This is a genomic window from Stenotrophomonas sp. GD03777, assembly GCF_029842485.1.
Taxonomy (GTDB): domain Bacteria; phylum Pseudomonadota; class Gammaproteobacteria; order Xanthomonadales; family Xanthomonadaceae; genus Stenotrophomonas; species Stenotrophomonas sepilia.
In genome coordinates this window covers 1-2,159 of record NZ_JAOCGL010000216.1, presented here as the reverse complement: position 1 = coordinate 2,159, position 2,159 = coordinate 1, and the positions used below count along the sequence as shown (strand labels likewise).

General features: G+C 66.1%; 2 protein-coding genes. One reads left to right on the top strand and one right to left on the bottom strand.

The genetic code is table 11. The features are described 5' to 3' along the window. Nucleotides 1–1,348, bottom strand: a 1,348-nt coding sequence (gene rhlB, locus N5E02_RS20875) for an ATP-dependent RNA helicase RhlB (protein ID WP_279946731.1), incomplete at its 3' end; no start/stop codon positions are given. 509 nt (nucleotides 1,349–1,857) lie between these two features. On the opposite strand from rhlB, the gene trxA reads away from it, so the two are divergent. Then, nucleotides 1,858–2,159: thioredoxin (gene trxA, locus N5E02_RS20870; RefSeq protein WP_279946730.1), on the top strand; the 302-nt coding region annotated here is incomplete at its 3' end.

Genomic DNA, 2,159 nt, shown 5'->3' with positions numbered 1-2,159 from the left:
CACGGCCACCACGACCACCACCACTGCCGGAACGACCGCCACTGCGGCCACCACCCCGACGCTCTTCCTCGGCGGCGCGGGCTTCGCGCGCTTCACGGAAGATCTGGCCGACGCTTTCGTTGTCCTCGCCTTCCTCGCCTGCAGCCGGGGCCGGGCGTTCCGGGCGCGGCAGCGGCGTCAGCAGTTCCTTGGTGACCGGCTCGGAGGGAATCTTCTGCTCGATGTAGGCCTCGATGTCCGGCAGGCCCATCGCGTAGCGTTCGCAGGCGAAGCTGATCGCATCACCTTCTTCACCCAGGCGCGCGGTACGGCCGATGCGGTGCACGTAGTCTTCGGCATCGAACGGCAGGTCGTAGTTGTAGACGTACTTGATGCCATCGATGTGCAGGCCACGGGCGGCGACGTCGGTGGCCACCAGGATTTCCAGCTGGCCCTTCTGGAAGCGGTTGAGCAGGCTCTCGCGCTTCTTCTGCGGCACATCGCCGGACAGCACGCCGACACGGTAGCCGGCCTTCTCCAGCGAGCGGGCGACGCGCTCGACGAACACCTTGGTGTTGACGAACACCATGGTCCGCGCGCCTTCGCTGCGCGACAGCAGGCCCAGCAGCAGCGGGATCTTCTCGTCGTCGGCCGGGAAGTAGATGCGCTGGCGCACGCGGGCAGCGGTGATGGTCTCGGCTTCGACCACCAGCTTCTGCGGCTCGTTCATGTGCTCGTAGGCCAGCTCCAGCACGCGATGGCTGAGGGTGGCGCTGAACAGCAGGGTCTGGCGGATGGTGCGTTCCGGCATGCGGCGCAGCAGGAAGCGGATGTCCTTGATGAAGCCCAGATCGAACATGCGGTCGGCTTCGTCGAGCACGCAGATCTCGCAGGCATGCAGCGAAACCACCTTGTGCTGCTTGACGTAGTCGATCAGGCGGCCCGGGGTGGCGATGATCACGTCCACACCCTGCTGCAGCAGCTCGCGCTGCTTGTCGTAATCCACGCCACCGTAGACCAGGGCGAAACGCAGGCCCAGGTCGGAACCGAACTTCACCGCATCCTTGTGGATCTGGATGGCCAGCTCACGGGTCGGGGCGAGGATCAGGGCGCGGGGGTCTTCCGGCTTGCGGTCGGCCAGCGCCGGACGGGTCAGCAGGCGGTTCACGACAGCGACCAGGAAGGCCAGGGTCTTGCCGGTACCGGTCTGGGCCTGGCCGGCAACATCACCACCGGGCAGCGCGACCGGCAGGGTCAGCGCCTGGATCGGGGTGCAGCGGGTGAATCCGGCTCCTTCAAGGCCGGCCTGCAGGGCCGGATGCAGCTCGAAGGAGGAAAAGGTCAAATCGGTCAGCGGTTTGTCGCTCATGAGTCCGTCTTGGTATGGCCGCCGGCCCTTGGGGCGGCTGGCACTTCAGCGTCTAGGGGAACCGTCGCAAACTGCGGCCCCTGCGGCGGGTTGGCAGGCCGGGACCCCTCGGTCCGTGCGCCGCACAATGTCCCAGTTTAACGCACTCGGGCAGGCAAACCGGAATGCGGTGTCTCACGGCACCCGGAGACGCCACCTTCACCCAGCCACACTGGACTTGAACGGCCCGGTCTGGGGCGCTGGTGTCGCGCACTGCCAGCCCCATGTACAGGAGGACAGTGAAATCCGACACATACCGGGCATCGAAGCGATCACGATACGCTGGGTTCCAGACGGCGCCTGTCCCTGCCCCGCGATAGGGGTACACTGCCGGCCGTGAGCGTCCAGGCATCCCGCCGAACGCACCGCGGCAGTGCGCCGCGAGGCAACGACGAGGGTCGCGCCACCGGGCAAGGCCCAGTTCACCCACCTCCGGCATGGCCGGGTGCAATCCAAGACGAGAAACCAAGATGAGCGACAAGGTTGTACATGTCGGCGACGCCGACTTTGATAGCGCAGTACTGAATTCCAAGGAACCGGTGCTGGTCGATTTCTGGGCCGAGTGGTGTGGCCCCTGCAAGATGATCGCCCCGGCGCTGGACGAGCTGGCCGATGCCTACCAGGGCCGCGCCAAGATCGCCAAGGTCAACGTTGACCACAACCGTGCGCTGGCCGCGAAGTACCACGTGCGTTCGATTCCGTACCTGGTCGTGTTCAAGGATGGCGAGAAGGTCGGCGAGCAGATCGGTGCGGTGGGCAAGGCCCAGCTGGC